The 20,735-nt window shown below is 57.6% G+C and carries 12 protein-coding genes; 5 read left to right on the top strand and 7 right to left on the bottom strand.

Annotated features, from left to right (window positions below; translation table 11 throughout):
- Positions 1–274 precede the first annotated feature (274 nt).
- The 7 genes from DQG13_RS27850 to DQG13_RS27820 all read right to left on the bottom strand — a co-directional run bounded on the left by DQG13_RS27850 (position 275) and on the right by DQG13_RS27820 (position 14,523).
- On the bottom strand, positions 275–1,897 hold the full coding sequence (locus DQG13_RS27850) for a helix-turn-helix domain-containing protein (protein ID WP_113023469.1): 1,623 nt from the start codon (positions 1,895–1,897) through the stop codon (positions 275–277).
- Positions 1,872–3,689, bottom strand: coding sequence for a cache domain-containing sensor histidine kinase (locus DQG13_RS27845; protein WP_113023468.1), 1,818 nt, complete (start codon positions 3,687–3,689; stop codon positions 1,872–1,874). The genes DQG13_RS27850 and DQG13_RS27845 overlap by 26 nt, the downstream gene beginning before the upstream one ends.
- 118 nt (positions 3,690–3,807) lie before the next feature.
- Positions 3,808–10,068 carry an S-layer homology domain-containing protein gene (locus tag DQG13_RS27840; RefSeq protein ID WP_181593037.1) on the bottom strand — a complete coding sequence of 2,087 codons (6,261 nt, stop codon included), beginning with the start codon at positions 10,066–10,068 and terminating at the stop codon, positions 3,808–3,810.
- Positions 10,069–10,124: 56 nt separating this feature from the next.
- Positions 10,125–11,108: a hypothetical protein gene (locus DQG13_RS27835; RefSeq protein WP_113023466.1), complete on the bottom strand. Its 984-nt coding sequence runs from the start codon at positions 11,106–11,108 to the stop codon at positions 10,125–10,127.
- An 88-nt stretch (positions 11,109–11,196) separates the two neighbouring features.
- A complete protein-coding gene (locus DQG13_RS27830; RefSeq protein ID WP_113023465.1) occupies positions 11,197–12,558 on the bottom strand; it encodes an ABC transporter substrate-binding protein in 1,362 nt (453 codons plus the stop codon).
- Between the two features lie 157 nt (positions 12,559–12,715).
- Positions 12,716–13,582, bottom strand: coding sequence for a carbohydrate ABC transporter permease (locus DQG13_RS27825; protein WP_258525901.1), 867 nt, complete (start codon positions 13,580–13,582; stop codon positions 12,716–12,718).
- Positions 13,582–14,523, bottom strand: coding sequence for a carbohydrate ABC transporter permease (locus DQG13_RS27820; protein WP_113023463.1), 942 nt, complete (start codon positions 14,521–14,523; stop codon positions 13,582–13,584). The genes DQG13_RS27825 and DQG13_RS27820 overlap by 1 nt, the downstream gene beginning before the upstream one ends.
- 1,310 nt (positions 14,524–15,833) lie before the next feature.
- Here DQG13_RS27820 and thiL point away from each other — a divergent pair.
- From thiL to tsaD, 5 genes are read left to right on the top strand one after another with little or no spacing between them, the layout of a single operon-like run.
- Positions 15,834–17,039, top strand: coding sequence for a thiamine-phosphate kinase (gene thiL, locus DQG13_RS27805; RefSeq protein WP_113023460.1), 1,206 nt, complete (start codon positions 15,834–15,836; stop codon positions 17,037–17,039).
- A gap of 13 nt (positions 17,040–17,052) precedes the next feature.
- Entirely contained in the window at positions 17,053–17,559 is a 507-nt protein-coding gene (gene tsaE, locus DQG13_RS27800) for a tRNA (adenosine(37)-N6)-threonylcarbamoyltransferase complex ATPase subunit type 1 TsaE (protein WP_113023459.1), read from the top strand.
- Positions 17,537–18,466 (top strand): tRNA (adenosine(37)-N6)-threonylcarbamoyltransferase complex dimerization subunit type 1 TsaB, encoded by a 930-nt coding sequence (gene tsaB, locus DQG13_RS27795; protein ID WP_258525900.1) that lies wholly within the window; start codon positions 17,537–17,539, stop codon positions 18,464–18,466. The genes tsaE and tsaB overlap by 23 nt, the downstream gene beginning before the upstream one ends.
- Before the next feature lie 25 nt (positions 18,467–18,491).
- Complete coding sequence (rimI, locus tag DQG13_RS27790) at positions 18,492–19,001, top strand: ribosomal protein S18-alanine N-acetyltransferase (protein WP_113023457.1); 510 nt, start codon at positions 18,492–18,494, stop codon at positions 18,999–19,001.
- Entirely contained in the window at positions 18,998–20,059 is a 1,062-nt protein-coding gene (tsaD, locus tag DQG13_RS27785; RefSeq protein ID WP_113023456.1) for a tRNA (adenosine(37)-N6)-threonylcarbamoyltransferase complex transferase subunit TsaD, read from the top strand. The genes rimI and tsaD overlap by 4 nt, the downstream gene beginning before the upstream one ends.
- Positions 20,060–20,735: the final 676 nt, after the last annotated feature.

The following is a 20,735-nucleotide window of genomic DNA, read 5'->3' as shown; positions in this document are numbered from 1 at the left end:
CGAATGAGCAATTTTTTTAGGTTTTTTCCGGAAATAGATGCACTTTTGCAGGATAGACCGCCTGAATGGAGGAAAACATCAAAAATAGATGTATTTTTGCATTTTAGGCCACCTAACCGCCTAACCGTCCAGCCATCCAACCGTCCAACCATCCAATCGCCTAGTCGCCCAGCCGCCCACCAATTTGCCAATCAATCAACTTTCCGCTAACTATCTACCCAACTTCCCACCCTTCAATCACCTGGTCAGGCCATCTACCCCGGCGCCTTCCCGCTTAGCTGTCCTTCTGCAGCCGGAAGGCGCTGGGGAGCTGGCCTGTGTGGGCCTTGAACAGCTTGGTGAAATACTGCTTGTTGTCATAACCCAGGAGGAAGGAGATGTCCTCCACGGTTTTGTCGGTGAGCTTGAGCAGCTCCCGGGCCTTGTCCATTTTTACCCGGGTGGCGAACTCCACGAAGTTCTCCCCGGTTTCCCGCTTGAACAGGCGGCTCAGGTAATTGGGATGCAGGTGCAGATGGCGGGCTGCGTCCTCCAGAGTAATCCGCTCATTCCAGTGGACGGACACGAAGCGCTGGCATTCCATAATCTCCCGGTTCTTGGATTCCTGGTACACCTGCTCCGCCCATTCCACCGCCTGGAGCATATACGAACGCAGCCAAGCCTCCAGCTCGCCCAGACTGGTCAGCTCCATCACATCATGGTGCAGCACCTCGGAGGCATAGCTGGACTGGTAATGCTGGAGGGATTTCAGCCTCATCCGGATGTCCAGAATGATCTTGAGCAGCCATTCCTTCACCTCCACCGGATTGAACCGGTGATACTGGATAAACGCCAGCCATTTGGCGATGAAGGCCTCCACCTGCTCGGTCTGCTCCTCCAGCACCGCGCGGCGGAACTCCTCCAAGGCGGTCACATACTCCGCCAAGAGCAGGTCTCCGGAGCCGAAGCTGGCCTGCAGATGCTCCAGCCGCAGAACCGATGCCTCCGGCCAGTAGAACCGGCCCTGGGCCGCGGCGATTTCCCGGTTCACCGTCTCCCGCAGTCCTTTCCCGTCCGCCACCGGCGTTCCCGTCACAAAGGTGAAGGGGGTCTTCCCATACTGCAGCAGGCATTGCTGGAGCTTGCGCAGCATGTCCTCCATTTTCTGCCGGTTATTAATATGCAGCTGCGAATAATGGGGGAACAGCAGCACCAGCTCGCCGCTTTCCAGCGAAAACACCGCGGCGTCCCCCGGTCCCAGCAGCTCCCCGGCAATATTCTCCGCCGTGTAGACCAGGAGCTCCCGGGTCTGGAAGCGCTGCAGGGCCTCCCGCATCCGGCAGGGGAAACCCAGCACCGGCACATAAGCCGTGCTCCGGCCAAATTCCACCCCGTACTCCGACGCCTGCCGGTTCCATTCCGCCGGGTCCAGCAGGGGCTCCGACAGAGTTTTCCGCAGGAAAATCCGCTTCAGATCGCTGCGGTTCCGCCGCACGGACAGCTCCAGCTCCCGGCTTTTGTGCCGGGCTTCGCCTTCGCCGTCCAGCTCTTTTTTGAGCCGAGCCAACAGCTCTGTGATGGATTTGGCGGTCATGGTCTCCTTCAGCACATATTCGCTGACGCCCAGCTTCACCGCCATCTGGGCGTAGCCGAACTCGTCATGGCAGGAGAGGATCACGGTTTTAAGACCGGGCTCCCCGGCGGCGGAGATCACCTTAATCAGCTCAATGCCATCCATCTCCGGCATTCCGATGTCAGTGATCAGCACATCGGGCCGAGTCTCTCCCGCCGCCGCCAATGCCTCCAGCGGGTTCTGGTAGGTTCCGGCCAGACGGAAGCCCAATCCCGTCCAATCCACCGCTCCCGCCAAAAACTCCAGCACAGGCAGATCATCATCCACCAGCATCACGCTGTACATAATGGGTTTCCTCCTCCCGAAGCGGAATAATCATCCGAATTACGGTGCCCTTATTTTCCCCGGAATCGATGGAAAAGTCCACCTGCTCCGCCGAATAAACCAGCTGCAGCCGCTCATATACATTGCGCAGCCCGATGCCGGACAGAGCGGAGGTGCGCTTCTCTGTCAACGGTGACCGCTCATTGGCAAACACATGCCGCCTTAGCTGCTCCAGCCGCTCCGGGTCCATGCCTGCCCCATTGTCCTCCACGGCAATCAGAAGGCGGGCGCCTTCGTCCGTCAACCGGCTGGTAATGGCGATGAGGCCTTCCTTTCGCTTCAAGCCGTGCTGGTAGGCATTCTCTGTAAGCGGCTGCAGAATAAACCGGGGCACCTGGCACAGCAGCGTATCCGACGCGGCGGAAACCTCCAGCCGGACTGTCCCTCCGTGGCGGGAATTAACCAGCTTCACATAGTGCTGGATGATGTCCAGCTCCTCATGCAGCGGAATAAATTCATTGTTCCGGTTAATGGTCATCCGCAAGAGGGAGGACAGGGAGCTGATCAGCTCCGCATTTTCCTCGTCGCCCTTCATCATAATTTTCAGCCGGATGGAATTCAGCACATTGAACAGAAAATGCGGATTGATCTGGGCCTGCAGCATGGCCAGCTCCGCCTTGCGCTTCAGCTCCTGCTCCCGCCGGTTTTCCTCGAGAGTTGCTTCAATCCGGTCCAGCATCCGGTCAAACACATACCCCAGCCGCCCCACCTCATCCGGCCCGGAAATATTGGAGCGTTCTCCCAACCGTCCGTTCTGGATGCGGACCACCGTCTGCACCAGCCGCCCGATGGGTCTGGTAAGGGTTCCCACCACCGACAGGAGAATCACCGCAAACAGCACCAGAAACGCCAGCTGAATCATAAAATCCGTCCGGCGGAAGGACTCAATCTGGCTGGCCGCCTGCTTGTAGGGACTCATGCTTACCAGCCGCCATTCCGGAGTGACCTGCTCCGCCAGCATAATGTACTCCTCTCCCGTCACCTTCAGGAAGGATACCCCGCCGTCCTGGGGCAGCTTGTCGTAATAGGGAAAGGGGGTACCGATAGTGGAGGAATCCCGGTCCACCAGCACCTGGCCGTTGCGGTTTACCAGAAGCATGGTTTCATTGGTTTTGGATTGGGCAAACAACCGCTGGATCACGTCCATTTCCACACTGACAATCACATAGCCGTACACCACATCCGCGGAGCGCAAAGGTTTGGCGGCGGTAAGCAGGTACGGTCTTGCCGGATTCACCAAATAATTGGGCTCCGCCCCCACCCAGCGGACGCCATAAGCGGAAACTCCCGACAACCCCTCAAACCAGTTCCGCTTGGTAAAATACGAAGGATGAAAGCCGAAGGTGGTATAGCTGGCCACATATTCCCCGTTGGGCAGCAGCACGGTGGCATACATATTGCCGAAGGAATTCATCACCGTATCCAGCCGCAGGCTGATCTTCTGCTTGTGGGCCAGCAGGTCTCCGGTGCTCAGGGTCAGATCGCTCCTGCCCAGTTCCCGGATGGAAATTTGCATGTCGCTGTCAAATTGGACAAAGTTCATCACATAGACCAGGTTTTTGATCTGGCCTGCCACCACCTGGTTGACAATCCGCACCGATTCCCGGGAATTGTCCGTCACCTGGGTGCGCACCACATCCCGGGTCAGAAAGGTGGAGACCTGCATGGAGATGAGGGAGGGCAGCACCAGGCAAATGAGAATGGTGAGCACCAGCTTGTTGCGGAGCGACAGCTTTTGGAACCAACGCAGCATGGGAACGCCTTCCCTCGTGATGGATTGGGCAAAAAGGGAAAAGAAGAGGGGCTATCCGCCTCTCCTCTCCCATTATACACCGGCCTCCCGGCATTCGCCGAGGCAGGCCCGAATAATATCATTTGTCTGCGGCATGAACCAGCAAGGCGGCCATCCGTTCCAGAATGATGCTGGCCTCCACCCGTGTAATGGCGTCGGCCGGGGCCAGATCATTGTTGCTCCGGCCATTGATAAGTCCCAATCCTACTGCCCAGGTCATAGCCTCCCGCGCCCAGGAGCTTACCTGATCCGCATCATCAAACAAGGCCAGATCCCCGGCAGCGCTTACGTCGGAGCCCATTCTGAGCGCAAATCGGTGAATAAACGTGATGAGTTCCTGACGCGTCAGATTCTGATCGGGAGCGAATCTCCCGTTTTCCGCGCCATCGATTATTGCCGCCTCAAGCCCCCACACAACAGAGGGCGCATACCAGCTGTGGCTGGAAACATCAACAAAGCCGGATGCCTTATCGCTATAGTTCTCCGTTTTGGCTCCGTAAAGCCGGGCCATCACGGTGACAAACATCCCTCGGGTCATCTCGGCATTGGGAGCGAATTCCCGTTCTCCTGTACCATTGAACAGCTGCGCCGATGTTACATAGTCAATGGCGCTGCGGGCATAGGCGGGCAGAGCGGCTACATCGTCAAAACCTTCGGCAGCCTTCGCATCCGCCTTGCTGAAGATGGCCACGATAGAAGGGGCCGTCCCTTTCTTTACGGTATAGCTTTCGGAAACAGGCGTTGTGATCCCGTTCACACGGACAAAAAGAAGCTTTTCTCCCGCATTCGGCTTAAACGTATAGGTTCTGCTGCCATCCGCGTTCTCCTTGACAGCAGTGCTGCCAGCGCCGCTAATGGTGAGAGCAGGCAAAACAGAAGCGCTGCCTCCGGTGTTGCCAGAGTTGCCAGAGTTGCCAGAGTTGCCAGAGTTGCCAGAGTTGCCGCCAGAGTTGCCGGTGTCACCACCAGTATCGCCACCGCCAGTATCGCCACCGCCAGTATCGCCGCCACCAGTATCGCCGCCGCCGGTATCGCCGCCGCCAGTATCGCCACCGCCAGTATCGCCACCACCAGTGTCGCCACCGCCGCTGCTCCACTGGGCGTAAAGAGTGATGTCGCCTGTCACTACAGTGTCCGCAGTAAAGCTGGTTCCGGTTCCATCGGCCGCAGTATTCCAGCCCTGGAAGTGCAGACCTCCCGCATGAACCGGTACGTTCGGCCATGTATCCAGCTTCATACCCTTCGCCGTGCGGAGGATGACTATATCCTCGCCTCCGCCATTGGAGTCGAAGCTGACCGCAGCCATGCCGTCATCTTTTCTTTCATTGGAGAACTCATGGATACCAATGTCGGGCGTCCAGTCCGGATCATTCTCGTCAACGGAATTTCCGAAGAAATCGCGGCTGATCGGGAACCGTTTCTCTTCAGGAATATCGGGCCAGTAGGCGACCTTGACACCGGCGTCAATGGCCGGAGAATCTGCGTGAAGCTTGTAGCCGCCCAACAACCCGTTCACCTTTGCATCAAACCAGTTGTCACTGGTCAAATATTTCCCTGCCTGCCAACTGGATTGCCACTCGGCCGAGAGCACCGGAATATCCTCCCGCCCTCCGCCCAACAGCCCGGGATCGGCAACCCGGTTGTCTTTTACCGTCATGCCATCGCCCAGATAACCGGTGATGTTGGCTCCATACAAATTGGCGGGCCAGAAAAGATTATTGGTAAAGGAACCGCCGTCGATCACTTCGCCTGTGCGGAAGAACAGGTTGGGCTTGTTCTCATTGTTGGCATAGACGATATTGTTCTGGAAGTGCAAATAGCTGCTGTGCGTTGTATTTCCGTCGAACAGCGATTTGATGCCGTCGGATAATGCAAATACGTTATTGTAAATTAACGGGTAAGCATTGGCGTCCTTGCTGCCAGATGCTGCATAGTATACCAGATGCGGACGGTTGGCATACCCTCCGTCCTCAATGCTTAAGTTATAGCGGAAGATATTATTCTTGGACCCGCCCATAAAAAGTACCGCTCCGCCCGCATTGCGGTGCGAGTAGTTGTACTGGTAGACATAATTTTCACTGTACAAGTCGATGTCCCAGGCCTCGCCGTCGGGGCAATTATATTGGGTGTCGAACACCTCATTGTACTGCGCCACCGAGTTCTTGCTGCCCATAACCCACATGGCGGCATAGTTCTGGGTGCCCAGCAGGACAGGCTCCGCTCCCTCGGACAGCGGCTTCTGATCCGTTCCGGTTACATAGCTGCGGCCAAGGGTAGTGGCGACATTATAGGACATTTCGCCGTAATTGACCCCTGCCATCACCATTGCATCGCCGGCAACCTTATCAATAAAATTATTTTTGAAGAACATTCTTGTGTCGGCATCGGCAGGATAGCCTGCGGCGCTGTTGGTTCCGCCGGGGTGGAACACCGTGTTGCGGATGCCTTCGTTATCTACGCGGGAGACACGATTGCGCTCTACCCGGAAATCGGACAGATACCCGTAGCCGACAATTCCGCCGGCGTGCTTGGTGCCGTCGTGGGCCTGGTGTTTGCCGTTCACATCATGGACATAGCAGTCGGTGATGTAGATATGCTCTTTTTTGCTGGCCAGCCAATTGGTCACCGTGCGCTCGCTGTTGGCGTTGGGCGTATAATCGCTGATAACCATGATGCCGCTGCGGCCATTGCCGGGGGTCGGCCCCATATTTGTGACCTCCAGCCAGCTAATCTCCCAGAAGCTGGAGTCCCAAAGCTCCACCGTGCCGTTAAGCTTGATCGCACCGCTGGCATTGTCTTGAACAATGTAGGACGGTTTCTTCCCCTCAGTCCCCATGCCGTTAATGACAGGGCGTTTGCCGGTATTTCCGGTGGCAGCGCCAATCTTCACTTCGCCGTCCACCACTGCATACTTGGTCAGGATAATGGGCTTGCCGGGGCGTCCCTGTCCCTGAAGCACCAGTTGTTCGTTCCAAATCCCCGATTCCTGCAAGTAGATCCGGTCGCCATATTGGAACGAGCCGATAGCGTTCAGCTTGGCAAGGGTTTTCCACGCCGTATCGGGTGAAGAACCGTCATTATCGTCGTTGCCCTTGGCGGAATCCACATAGTAGGCGCGGGAGAGCGTCTCGATCACGCTGATGGAAAAAGGAACTGCCCGGCTGCCTTCCACCATCAATACCAATTGATGCTGGCCAATACTCTTGCCCGCCAATGCCGACTGACGGATCACCAGCGTATTTCCTGCAACCTGGTAGTCAAGCCCGTCCGTCAGAGTCACACCGTCGAGACTGACAGAAGTCAGCTCTGTCAGATCGGGCGACACTGTGAGCGGCAAATCCTGCGGGTCCTGGAGATCAAATTCCGGGGCTGCCGGATCAATCGTATATTGCTTCGGCAGAATACGAATCGCAGTCTGCACCGTTTCGGTTTTCTTCTGTGCGCTCTCCCGGATCACATAGATGTCATCTATAAAATGCTTGCCATTGATATAGCTGCCGTTGCCGCCCTGGGTTCCCCAGTTGTTGCAAAGCTGCAAGCCCTTAATCTGCGTGATGCCGGGGTCCAGATCCCGGGCTTTCACCCCATCCACATACAATTCCATGCCTGCCGCAGTCACGCGGAATTCAAACTTGTGCCAGCCTGCGGACCGGGCTGCAGGAACGTTGAACCAGTTCGTTCCCGAGGTACGGTAGGCATAGTGAGTATTGGCCGCCGTGCCATCGTTATACGCGACGCCTGCAAAGTTGGTCGCCGCCGGATTATTGGAGCCGGAAACATTGATGGCCACGCCGAATTTGCCAATCTTTTTGTCGGCATCCGCTTGTTCCGCGGCTGTGTACGGATCATAATACCAGAAGATCAGAGAGCCTGTTGTCGCCTCCGCCAAAGAGATATTCGAGCCATAGCCGTCTACCGCATAAGGCGTAGTACCCAGGCGGCCGGTGCGCGCAGCCTCGCCGCCAGGCAGCTCGGATTTGCTCATCAGGCGCAGACGGGCTCCGTTATTCGTAGCATGGGTGGTGCTTAATTCATTGTAGGCAAATTTGCCAAAGCTCTCCATATTGTTGGTCCAAACGGTGTCGTCATAATACTCCACCTCGGCGGAGATGGTGACATCCAGTCCGGAAGCCGGAACCTCCAGATTTTCCGCTACAGTAAGATAGCCGTACTGATCCACGGAAACGGCGGGATGGCTGCTGGCAAAGCGGAATCCGTCAATGCCGTAATCATCCGGCCCCTCCAGATAGATCCGTTCCTTGCTGCCCTTGGACAAACCGGCCTGGTCAAAGGTCAGCCGCAAATTTTGGGCCATGGCAGCGCTTGGCGCCGAGGCCGGAGAGTCAAAATAAAGGGTATCGGGATTGGCCAACGCTTTGACCGTGGCGGTATACGCACCCTTGCCGGATAACGTCATCAGCCGCTCGGCAGCAGGAGCGTTCACAGTGGCGGCGCTGCCGGATGCGCTGCCATCCTTGTAGAGCTGCACCTCATAGGCTCTGGCTCCGGATACAGGCGCCCACTTCAGAGTAGCTCCCTGCCAAGTCAGGCTCGCCGGCGCAGGCAGCTTGGCCAGGGTCAGACCATTGGATTTGCCGCTGACTCCGCCTGTAAGTCCGGTGGCCGTATCCCGGGCCTGGACAGTGTAGCAATAGGTTCCTTCGCCGGCTGCGCGCAGGGCATCAAGCAAGCTCGCCCCCTGGAATACATTGCTGCTGTCGGTAGCGATCACCCGCTTCACTGTGGCAATGGGCGCATCCGTTCCTGCGCCTTCCTTGTAGATGGCGAAGGAGAACTCATAGCTGGCGCGGGTATCCAGACCGAACTGAACCGTTCCGTCATTCCGCAGCACCGGGTTATAGGGCGTTCCGGGCCGTTGTTCGGCGGAGGCGGTAAGCTTGGCCACATTAGAGGCAACTCGCCCCCCGCTGCTATTGGTCAATACGCAGTAAAAATATTTCCCGTCCAGTCCAGCGGCATTCCCAAGCATCAGCGCCGCCGTGGACGCCCCGCTAATATCCGGGCCGTCTGTCAGCATTACGCCGCCCTGGTTGCTGTTAAGGTCATTCCGGTACCATTGGTAGATCAGGTTCGGATCGGCAGAATAGGTTGAAGCCGACACCGTGAACACCGCGGGTTCGCCTGCGGCCACAACAGCATGTTCGGGATAGATCGTGGCGCTTGCAAGCGGCTGCTCCTTCACCGGAATAGTCATCGTGATGACAGCGTGCTTCTTCTGGGCGCTGTTTCTGATGACCGAAATATCATCGACAAAATGCTTGTCCTGCACATAGGCTTTGTTCTTGGCGGAGCTGCCCTTGTTGACCGTCAAGCCGATGGCCTGCAAGGCTTTTGCATCCGCGGCGCTGGTCACTTCCCCTACCGTCTCATCGTCAATCTTCATCGTCAGCTTCTCATTGCTGAACACCCAGGTCAGACGATGCCAGCCTTCGGTGCGATCCGCCGCAGTTTTGGCATATTGCTGGTCAATAGGCGTGCTGCCCGCTGCTGAGCCATTGCGGAACAGGCGCGCACTGTATTTGCTGCTGCTGCCGCCGCTGATATTGGCAAGGCCCAGCAGGTAGGAGGCCGGTCCGCCTGCGATAGCCGGGCTGCCGCTGGCATCGTTGCTCTGATTAATATGCAACCCGAGCTGCGCTTCGTTATCATAGCCGCTGCCAAGCTGCAGCGTCTCATCGGAGGGGTACGGATCATAATACCATCCGGTCAATGTGACGTCGGTCTGGCCGCCGATGCTTTTATAAGGGGCATTATTCCTGGTGGCGGGATTGGTGGTAATGCCGTATTTGCCGGTGCGCGCCACTTGACCGGGCTGCCGGGCAGTTCCCGCCGTCACCGCCGAAGCATCACGGATGTTGTAATACTGGCCGCTGCCGCTATCGTCAAATAGCTTTGCGGTATCGACAACATTGTCGGCAAACACCACATCTGCGCCGTCGTAATATTCCACCGCAGCCTGCACCACAATGGCATTGCCCGCGGGGGCTGCGCCATCCTTTAGCCGAAGATAGCCATAGGAATCGATCTCGTAAAAATCCTTGTTGTCGGAAACAATCTCATAGCCGAACTGATCCACCACTACGCTGTTGTCGGCAATATCCAGCCACAGCCGTTCCCCGGCGCTTTGCGGATTCCAGCCGCCGGATTCTGTATGGAAGTTCAGCGAAACCTTGTTGTTGCCGGACATCATTTCCTTCAGATCCCTGCCGCCTGCGGCATCGTCAGCCCTTGCCAAATCCGGAGCTGCCAGCGAGGGCAGCAGCAGCGCGGCAGACAGCAGCATGGACAACATTTTCTTGCCTGTCTTTGTTCGTTTCATATGTAAGAGATTCCCTCCTTTTGATGCTTTGCTCATTTACAGGCGCGGACAGACGCCTAATCGAACCCGATGGCATCGTACTGCCTCTGATCCAGCTTTATGGCTGCTGCGGCGATTCTCTGCTGCAACAAGGCCCACAATTCCTGCTGGGCCCATTCCCGGCGCAGCGATTCCCGAGCCTGCCCGAAGCCAACCTCCGGCTGTTCGACAGACAAGAGGGTTGCTGCGGCCTCGCGGCCCAGGTAGTTGACTTGCGGCAGCGTTTCGCCAGGAGAGATGGAACCCAGCTTCTGATAGATCAATTGGCCGTAGCTGTCCTCCTTGCTGATGGAGCCGGCAGTGAGTACCACTGTCTCTTCTCCGCCATCGTAGTAGGATATTCGGCAAGTGTAGACGGGAGGGGCGGCATAACGCTCCGGAGCCTTCTCATACAGCTCTTTCAACTGCTGGTCGGCAGGGGCGGTGAGTTCATATTGGGACTGAACCAAATCGCCCAGCCGTTGGGCAGCAATATACGCATAATAAGTAGGCTCGTCAAATTCAGTCAAACCATAGAATATCTCATCCGCGCGGAGCTGTTCGGCCCGCCTGGCATTGACCTTTTCCCGCTCGGCGGCCAGCTTCCCATAGCTGATGTCGCCCGCCAGCCCCCGTTCGTGGAGGAGAATGGCCTGCATTTTCACCGTCAAAAGCTTGTTAAGCGCTTTCTTTTTTCCGTAATCGTTAGGGGTTTGGCCGGCAAATTCACGCTTCCAGAACTCGGCGTCCGCTTCCGCTCCATAAGTTTTGCTGAAATAAGCCGCTGTCAGGGCACGCTCCTCTTGCAGGAAAAGCTGAAACTCTTCCTTCGGCACCGGATAGCCGTCAATGGTCAGAAGCGCTCCTTCCGGGACAGCGGCAGCTGTCAATGGCCCTATTCCCGCTGTTCCTGCCCGCCAGCCCCCAAGCGTCAGGCAAGCCGCCGCCGCTGCAACCGCAACAGCTTTGCGGATAACGCTGCGCCATTCCATTGTGGTTTTACTTGGCAGAATGAACTTCATAGGCATTGCTCCTTCCTCAAAAGACGCGAAAAACTTCAGTAACTACTCCGCCCCCAAACAAGGGACAGAGTAGTTACATCCGGATAAATTATTTGCTGCTGGCCTTGATGTCGTTCAATTTCTTCGTGGTGGTTTGGATGGTTTTCTCCAAATCTTGCTTTCCGGTCAGGTACAGCTCCACTTGGCTTAACATCTCTTTTTCCTGCTGGAGGGAGAAGGTAGGCGGAACGATCAATTTGGTGGCTTTGTTCACCTTAAGCGTGGGCAAGAGGGAGTTCTTGTCGATAAACTTGGTCAGCTCCGGCTTGCCGCTCTTCAGGATGGCTTCCATGTTTTTGTTCAGGTCGGCTTTTTTCCAGCCGGAGAAGAAGGTGCCTTGCTCGATGATTCCTTCGGTGGTGTACCACTTTACAAACTCATACGCCGCCTGCTTGTTCTTGGAGGAAGCCGCTACGCCTACAAAGTCCGCACCAATGGTGGTATAGCCGTTGGTGTCCTTGGCATCGAATTTGGGATACGGGGCAAACACGGTGTCGAATTTGCCATTCAGCGCAAGCTCGCCCACCATCCAGTTGCCGGTCAGCAGCATGGCGGTTTTGCCGGCGTAGAACACGTCCCGGTAGCCCATCTTCTGGGAGACGACGTCATAGTAAGGCACCGAGGACTTATCCACATTCTCCATCTTGTTGCGCAGCTCCAGGGAATAGCGGAACTTGGGGTTATCCACATTGGGAGTGCCGTCCGCCTTGACGAAGAAGGGCACCTCCGGATCATTGCCCAACGCAAGCTGGGCGTATTCCTTCCAGGTGTGGAAGTAGGAGCCGTACACCTTGCTGGCGCCTTCGCCGCTGGTCAGTTTTTTGGCATATTCGGCATAGTCGTTCCAGGTCCAGTCTGTGGGCACCGGCAGCTTGGCCTTATCCAGCATGTCCTTGTTCAGCAGCACCAGCCATTCAATCATCTTGCCGGGCAGGGCATAATATTTGCCGTTGACGCTGGTATCAATCTTGAATTCCGCCTTGGGATCGAAGCCGTCCTTCTTCATGTACTCATCCAGCGGCTCCAGCATGCCTGCGCCAACCCGTTGGGCATAGTCCGGCGCGGAGGAATACATAATGACGTCCATTTGATCTCCTGATGCGGCCAGCAGGTCCAGCTTCTTCATGCCCTCCTGGGAGTCGCCCTTTTCGGACAGGCCCTCATAGACCACTTTGATGTTGGGGTGGGTTTTGTTGAAGGCGGCCACGGTGGCGTTCCAGTTGCCCTGGGGCTCGGTGTACCAGGCCTGGACCTTGATGGTGACCGGCGCAGCCGAGGCTCCCGGAGCGGCAGAGCCTCCTGCCGCAGGTTTGTCCGTATCTCCGCCGCCGCACCCGGCCAGGGCAGCTGTTGCCGCAAGCGTACCGGTCAGAACCAGCAGGCTTCTTTTTGCAAAAGGCGTGTTTCTCATGTTTGACCCCTCCAATAATGGATAATGGCAATCGCCTTGCTTGAAAACTCTTGGAGCTCCTTGAAGGCTTCTGAAAGCCTTGCAACCCGATGGTACCAAACCGTACTGCCAGTGATGAGTCAATTTATTAACCGGATACGCTCAATTTATAACCTCCTCAGCCCTTCACCCCGCCCAGGGCGATGCCTTCAATAACTTGCTTTTGCCCGATGATGAAAATGATGAGCAGCGGCAGGATGGCGGATACGGCCCCGGCCATAATGAGGGAGTACAGCTCGCCGTTCAGGGTGGCAAAGGAGCGGATACCCAGTTGGATGGTGAACAGGGTCTTGGTTTTCAGGAAAATCAGCGGTCCTTGGTAATCGTTCCAGGTCCAGATAAAGCGCAGAATGGCGTAGGTGGCAATGGCCGGACGGACCAGCGGTGTGCATATGGACAGGAAAATCCGGATATGCCCGGCGCCGTCGATTTTGGCCGATTCCATAAATTCATCGTGAATGCCCATATAGAACTGGCGCAGCATGAAGGTGCCCAAGACGCTGAAGGCGCCCAGCATCACCAGGCCCAGGTGGGTGTCGAACAATCCCATCCAGCGGAACAGGAGGAACTGCGGCACCAGGATGGCTTGCTGGGGCACCATGTAGATGGCCAGCACCAGGATAAACACCGCATCCCTGCCGCGGAACTTCACTTTGGCGAAGGCGTAGGCGGACATGGCGGCGAACAGCACGGAGAAGAAGGTGGTCAACAGCGTAACCTTAATGGAGTTCCAATAGTACAGCGGAAATTTGGTGGTTGTCCAGACTTCTTTGTAGTTTTCAATGGCGTTCCAGTTTTTCGGAATCCATTCGATGGGATACTTGAACACATCCGCCTCGGGCTTCATGGAGGTGGAGATCATCCAGAAGAAGGGGGTCATAAACAGGATGCCCATTACAGTCATGATAAGGGTCAGCAGAATTTTTTTGGCCAATTCGGAATTATAGCGCACGGGGGCTTCGGCTCCTTTCCTTGCAAATCGCATCAGTAATTCACCCATTTCTTCTGTCCGTACCATTGGATCAGGGTCACCAGAAGCACGCAGAAGAGGAGAATAATCGCCATGGATGAGGCATAGCCGGACTGCAGGTTGACGAAGGCTGTTTCATAGAGCCGGTAGACCACCACTGTGGTGGAATTGGCCGGGCCGCCGTTGGTGAGCACGGCAATCACGTCGAAGACCTTGAAGGACCCGATAATCCCCGTCACCAGCAGGAAAAAGGTAGTCGGCGACAGCAGCGGCAGGGTAATCCGGAAAAACTGGCGGAGCTTGCTGGCGCCGTCGATTTCCGCGGCTTCATAGAGATCCTTCGGAATGGATTGAAGGCCCGCCATGAAAATGATCATGTTGTAGCCGATGTTCACCCAGATCATCAGGCCCATGACGCAGTAGAGGGCGTAATCCGTATCCCCCAGCCACTTGGGCGGGTCCTCCATGCCCAGGGACATGAGCACCTGATTGATGGGGCCGTAGGAGGGATGAAGCAGCACCTGGAAGACGATGGCGACGGCCACGATACTGGAGATGTACGGGACGAAATAAACTACCTTGAACAGGTCCTTGAAGAAGATTTTCTGGTCGATGAGCACCGCCAGCACCAAGGATAGAGCCAGGGTGACGGGCACCACCAGCATCAGGATGGTATTGTTCTCCAGGGATTTCAGGAAGATATCGTCCTTGAACAGCCGGATAAAATTGTCCAGCCCGACAAACTTGGTCTTGGAGAAGCCGGAGACGAAGTTCCAGTTGGTGAAGCTTAAGAAAAAGGAGGCTAGGATGGGAAACAGGGTAAACACCAGGAGTCCAACGATCATCGGGCTGATGAAGATGTAGCCGGCGATGTCTTCCCGCAGCTGGAGAATGTTGCGGCGGGGCTTGCGGTTGGGCCTGGACAGGGGAACGGCCTCGGCGGTCCGGTTTTTCATTTTTGTCGTCACCTCGGGATATGGGATGGAGGCTCGTAAGCCGGTATAGGGCTATTGTACGGGCTGCCGGACCGCGGGATAAGGACGGATTCCAACCTGTTGGGGTCAAATTTGTACTTTTTCGCGTGTGGGGGGGAGGGCAATGGTTGGCGGGAGAGTTGAACGGCGGTGGATAAAGGATGGAAGAGAGGAAAGGCGGGGACGGGAGTGGTGAGAGATAAAGGGCGGAGGAGAGGGAGGGATGGTGGCGGGCAGGTGGGGCGAGCAGATGGCTGGAATGGGGCTGGCGGTGAGTAAAAGGACGGAAGAGAGAGAAGGCTGGTGGTGGATAAAGGCAGAAATGAGGGGAGGCAGTGGGGTGGAGTAACATAGGTGTGGGAGGTTGGAAGGTAAGCGAACGGTGGGAGTGTAGGGAAAGGAAGAGAATGGAGCGGGCGGTGGCGGGTGTGAGTAACATGGGTGTGGGAGGTTGGAAGGGAAGCGAACGGTGGGAGTGTAGGGAAAGGGAGAGAATGGAGCGGGCGGTGGCGGGTGTGAGTAACATAGGTGTGGGGGAGGCTGGCAGCGGGCCGCTGGCTGAGGGAAATAGGGCCATGTTTTTTCCGCTATTAGGGCCGCGGAGCCCGAATCGGCGGAATAAGGACATTCTTTTTCCGCTATTGCGGCAAACCCGGGGGGATAAGCGGGACAAAAGGGCGGATAGCGGAAAGTTCCATTCCGCTAATGAGGCTTCCCGCCTCCGCCGCCAGGAAATAGCGGAAAACCGGGTTCCGCTATTTCCTTCGCGGATGATTCAACTGCCGGGGCGGGCCGGCAACCGCAAGTGGTTGATGATAGCGAACAGAAAATGTACGCTATCTCCGCCGACAGCCGCTTTTTATGGAAATAGCGTGCATAAATTGTACGCTATTCACTAGATCAGGCCCCGTTTTCGCGCTTTCTCGGCCGATAGCATACATTTCATGTATGCTAATTGCCGGATAAAGGGCTGCTTGGGCCTGATAGCATACATTTTAGGGCGCTTACATTCCTCGGCGGGCAGAGGCAATTGCTGCAAGGTTAGGTCCCGGCGCGGCAGAGGCGATTGGTGCAAGGCCAGATATCCCGGCGCGGGCGGCGGCTTCAACTGTCACAGTTGCTCCAGCGGCCGCCACCGCTTCTTTTGTTTACTCTGGTCTGGTCAGTCAGGCCGCATCTACCATATATGGTTTGCTGCACCTCCAGCGGCTGCTTCAATCAGGCGGTCTTCGGGTTTTAATCTGGAGAGGCTGTGCTATAATAGGTAGAATGAGGAATGGAGGAATCCATGTATGCCCCGAGTGGACGAATTCGGGTTAATCCGGCTGCTTACGGGAGACCGCGGCGCCCGCACACAGTCTGTGGACCGCGCAGATCCGGATCAGGCCGGGTCCGACGAGGACGGCGTGATTGTCGGTATCGGCGACGATGCCGCCGTGCTGGCCGGGCGGAGCGGTTTTCAATGGGTGGTCACCTGTGATACGATGGTCCGGGATATTCATTTCAAGCCCGAGACAATGACGTATGAAGCCATCGGCTACAAGGCCATGGCATCCAATATAAGCGACTTGGCGGCGATGGGGGCTATTCCCCGTTTTGCCGTGGTGGCGCTGTCCGTTCCGGCGGCCATGGAGACGGAGACGCTGCGGGAGCTGTACGACGGCCTCTATGCCTGCGCCGGCCGTTATGGCGTAGCCGTGGTCGGGGGCGACACCACCTCCTGCCCCAGGGACATGACCGTCACCGTCACCGCCATCGGCGAGGTGGAGACGGGCCGGGCCCTGCTTCGCAGCGGCGCAAGCCCAGGGGACGCGGTGTTCGTCACCGGTCCCCTGGGCCTCTCCGCCGCGGGCCTGCATCTGCTCCTGGCCGCGGGCCGGAGCGCCTATGATGCAGGGGAGCTGCCGGAGGAGCGGCAGCAGCTGGCGCGGGCGCACCAGTTTCCCGAGCCTCAGGTGGAGGCGGGGCGGCTTTTGGTGCGCAGCGGGTTGGGCCGGTCGCTGAATGATGTCAGCGATGGTTTGGCCAGCGAGGCCTGGGAGTTGGCGGAGGCCTCCGGCTGTGTCATCGAGCTGGATGAGGCCCTGCTGCCAGAGGACCCGGCGCTTGCCGGTTATGCCCGCGAGGCCGGGCTGGACCCGCTGGAGCTGATGCTGTACGGCGGGGAGGACTACCGCCTGACGGGCACCGTGCGGGGAGAGGATGCGGAGGCGCTGCTTGCTCTTTTTCATAGAGAGGGGCTGCCGCTTCATCTGGTGGGCCGGGTGCTGGCGGGTGGAGAGCCAGCGGATTGCAAGTTGGGCTCTGCCGACGCAGCAGCGGCCGCAGAGAGAAACCGGACGCAGACCCGGTGTCTGGAGACAGTGGACGGGAAGGAAGCGGCACACCAACCGCCCACAGCTCCCGGTGTGCTCCTCAAACGGCGTGATGGAAGCGTCATACCGGTGCGGAAGCGGGGATACAATCATTTTACCGAAAATCAATCAGCCGATGCTTAAGGAGGAAGCCGCTATGGATGCGCATTCCACTACCTATTGGTTCGACTCCCGGGGGGAACAGGACACCTACCGGTTGGCCAAGGAGCTGGCCCGGCTGTTTATTCCGGGGTCGGTGATCGGGCTGGACGGGGATCTGGGCGCCGGCAAAACCACCTTTTCCAAAGCGGTGGGCCAGGCCTTGGAGGTGCAGGAAACCGTCAACAGTCCCACCTTTACCATTATCAAGGAATATGAGGGGCGCACCATGCCCTTTTACCATATGGATGTGTACCGCATCTCCCAGGAGGAGGCGGAGGATATGGGACTGGACGATTATTTCTATGGAGACGGCGTGACCCTGGTGGAGTGGGCGTCCATCATCCGGGACCTGATTCCGGAGGAGCATCTGTCCGTATACATCGAGAACACCGGCTGGACGGAGCGGCGGTTCCGGCTTGATCCGGCAGGGGCCGTTTACGAAAAATGGTGTTCGGATCTAAAGGAGCAGGGAATTATTCATGATGAACGACAGGAATCCTGAGCATGATGTGGAAATAAAAGGAGATCGTCAAATGGCCTCCGGTGAAGTCCCCTCCCAAGAAGCGTCCGGGGGGCTGCTTTTGGCCATTGACAGCGCAACGGCTGCCATGTCCGTAGCCCTGGTCAACAAGGGGAAGCTGTTGGCGGAGGTAAATTCGCTGGTAGAGCGCAATCACTCCGTCTATTTGATCCCTGCCATTGAGGAGGCTTTAAATGAAGCGGGACTTTCCCTGCGCTCCCTGCAAGGAATTGCCGTTGGTAAAGGACCTGGTTCATATACCGGGGTACGTATAGGAATCACTGTTGCCAAAACGATGGCGTGGACTTTGAAGCTGCCTGTGGCAGGGGTCTCCAGTCTGGAGACGCTGGCCGCAGGAGCCCTGGCCGATTGGCGGAAGCAGGGTGGTGGAAGATGCGGCTGCGTCTGGGTGGTGCCCATGCTGAACGCCCGGAGAGGGCAGGCCTTCACGGCGCTTTTCGAGCTGCGCGAGATAGGGATGGAGCAGCTCCAAAATACGGTGGAGGGTAATTTGTCCTCCATGTGGCCGGTTGCTTCGCCGGGCTGGCAGTGCCGTGAAGAGGACGGCATCCGTTTGATGGAAGCTTGGGCGGACCGGTTGCTTGCGCTGCTCGGGCAGGAGCGGGAGCCGCCGGAGGCGGTGCTGTTTGTGGGAGAGCCCCAGGAATTCGGCGCGGTGACGGAACGGTTTGCCCGGGAAGCGGAAGCGGCATCAGGCGGCCGTGTGCGGACGGAAGTTTTCGCATGCGACATCCATGCGGAATATGCGGGTTATCTCGGTGAGCTGGGGCTGCGCACGGGTCAGGACGATGATCCTCATACCCTGCTGCCCAATTATGCCCAGCTGGCTGAAGCCGAGGTCCGGCTGGCCGAAAAGCAAGCCAAATGAAATTTTACAGTCAGGAGGGAGCGGCATGGAGCTTCCTATCGCAGATGGCCCGGGGCCGGGACCGTTGTTGTCTCCGGTTTTCCGGCCGATGAGGGTTGAGGATATCGCCACTATCGTGGAGATTGAAAAAGAAGCCTTTCCTACGCCCTGGACGGCGGGGGCGTTTCAGAACGAGCTGTCCAACAATCATTTTGCCCATTATCTGGTCATGGAGGTGGAGGGCGCCATCGCCGGCTATGCGGGCATGTGGGTGATTATGGATGAGGCCCATGTGACCAATATCGCCATCCGGTCCATGTACCGCGGCAAAAAGCTGGGCGAACGCCTGCTCACCGAGCTCCGCCGCAAGGCCAATACGCGGGGAGCCAAACGGATGACTCTGGAGGTGCGGGTCACCAACCGGATAGCCCAGAATTTGTATGAGAAGCTGGGATTCCGTTCCGTCGGCGTGCGCAAGGGCTATTATACGGACAATAATGAAGACGCGCTGATTATGTGGGCGGATATTCCGGAGGAACGGTGGAGAACATCATGATGGACAAAACAAATCTTCAGGCTGTGCACCCGGGCGCCCCGTCGCTGATCCTGGCCATCGAGACCAGCTGCGACGAAACCTCGGTGGCGGTGGTGGAGGACGGGCGGACCATCCGCTCCAACGTCATCTCCTCCCAGATCGAAACCCACAAGAAATTCGGCGGGGTTGTGCCGGAGGTGGCGTCACGGCAGCATGTGGAGAGCATTACCTGGATTATTGAAGAGGCTGTGGACAAGGCCGGGATTGCGCTGACAGATGTGGATGCCGTGGCCGTGACCCAGGGCCCCGGTCTGGTGGGTTCCCTGCTGGTGGGACTGGTGGCGGGCAAGGCTCTGGCCTTTTCCCTGGGGGTGCCGCTCATCGGCGTGCATCATATTGCCGGGCATATCTATGCCAACCGCTTCGTTCAGGAGCTGGAGTACCCCTGTCTGGCGCTGGTGGTGTCCGGCGGCCATACGGAGCTGGTGGCGCTGGACGGGCCGGGCCGCTTCCGGATCATCGGCCGGACCCGGGACGACGCTGTCGGCGAAGCCTACGACAAGGTGGCCCGAGCCCTGGGGCTGCCGTATCCCGGCGGCCCCCATCTGGACCGGCTCGCCGCAGAGGCGGAAGGGGCGGTGCAGCTGCCCCGGGCCTGGCTGGAGCCGGATTCCTACGATTTCAGCTTCAGCGGGCTGAAATCGGCGGTGCTGGCCGCGCTGAATACGGCGCGGATGAAAGGGCTTGACCTTGCCGCGGACCACGTGGCAAGGGGGTTCCAGGACTCCGTCATCGACGTGGTGACGGAGAAGGCCATGCGCGCCGCCCGGCAGTTCGGCGCGAAGCAGCTTTTGCTGGCCGGCGGCGTGGCGGCCAACAAAGGGCTCCGGGGGAGCCTCGCGGAACGGTGCCGGCGGGCCCGGCTGCCGCTGATTGTGCCTCCCCTGGAGCTGTGCACGGACAATGCGGCCATGATCGCCGCAGCCGCGCACCTGAAATGGGAGCGCGGGGAATTCGCGCCCATGACGTTGAAGGCCGAAGCCGTCCTCTCTCTGGAGGAATGGTCGGTCAAGGCATAACCCAAACAAGAGCAGCCCCGATACGCTTGGGGCTGCTCTTGTCCGTGGATAGCCATGGAGCGGATTGAATCCATACACAGGGATATGTGGATAAAGTTATCCACATATCCTGTGAATACTGTGTGTAACCCCATGAAAACCATGCAGATAAGGAGGGTGTTATGCACATAAAGCAAAGGATAACTTATCCACAATTGTGGGGCCGAGTTGTGGATATTGGGGATAACAATGTGATTAACCCCCTTAATTCTGTGTATACCAAGCGTTGGCGGTTCGCTTCAACCGGGACTGGGCTGTGGATAAAGGAAGCCGGTTTCCGTTATCCGCCCTGCGCTCCAAAAAAGTGGGGGATAGCGGTAAGGGGATTCCGCTACCCTGAAATAACACCGGTCCCTGCCGCAGGCCGGATGGTGTTATGGAAGCCTCAAAATCGGCAAAGTCGATTTTGAGGGCCATCTTCGACATTTCATCGCTCTTCGGTGCGGCGGGAAACGCAGCATGAGTGGCTATTCAGGCAGCCTATCCTAGGCCGTGTTTGCAAACCCGCTTGAGGGCATCTTTCACCGCCTTTTCGTCCCTTACTTCGTCACTTCCGCTTGACGTACCCCCGGTACGCCTTCACGAAAGTTCCTTGCCATGAACGAAAATTTGGGCATTAGCTGCTCCACTCGGAGTT

The sequence above is a fragment of the Paenibacillus sp. YN15 genome (genome assembly GCF_003285005.1).
Taxonomy (GTDB): Bacteria; Bacillota; Bacilli; order Paenibacillales; family NBRC-103111; genus Paenibacillus_AR.
This window is presented reverse-complemented; position numbering and strand designations above follow the sequence as displayed.